At 44.8% G+C, this 542-nt stretch carries 1 protein-coding gene; it reads right to left on the bottom strand.

The annotated features are described in order from the left end of the window. Positions 1 to 542 (bottom strand): hypothetical protein (locus ACFIKG_RS09845; RefSeq protein WP_375652258.1); only part of this gene is annotated, 542 nt, incomplete at both ends.

The following is a 542-nucleotide window of genomic DNA, read 5'->3' as shown; positions in this document are numbered from 1 at the left end:
AATATGCCATCACTGGAAAGCTCAACCCGCTTTTTAGAAACAATGCGCCCCGTTTGGCTGAGATTTGTTTGCGCATGCAAAGCAATGGTATCATTGCTTTCTATCGTGCCACTATTGCTTAAATCACCGTGGCTGGTCAGTTGAAGGTCACCACGCTCAATCTCTATGTGCCCTGCTTGGATCACACTATCAGCAACAATATTAACTGCCCCTTGCGTAGAAATGAGACCATCAACATTCTCAAAACTGCCCACATCAATGCGCAAACCATCCCGCGCTAAAACATGCGCACCTTCATCATGTGTAGCGTTTTGTTGGTCTGAATTTGTCGTTTCAGCGCTTTTATTGACAAAAGACGTTGCAACAATCTTCATCTCACCGGCTAAAGCACTGAGAAGACCAGCCTCATTATTTATATGACCAGCACGTGTCTCTTTCAGCCCACCAATGGTGAGAGCCTCTTCAGCAATAATTCTGCCCTGTGTATTGCTCAGATTACCATCACTGAATAGATCCATAGATTTTTTGGCGTAAATCAGCCC

Source organism: Bartonella sp. LB28NMGDW, from assembly GCF_042194435.1.
Taxonomy (GTDB): Bacteria; Pseudomonadota; Alphaproteobacteria; order Rhizobiales; family Rhizobiaceae; genus Bartonella; species Bartonella grahamii.
The sequence above is the reverse complement of the archived record's forward strand: the minus strand, read 5'-3'. Positions and strand labels throughout refer to the sequence as shown.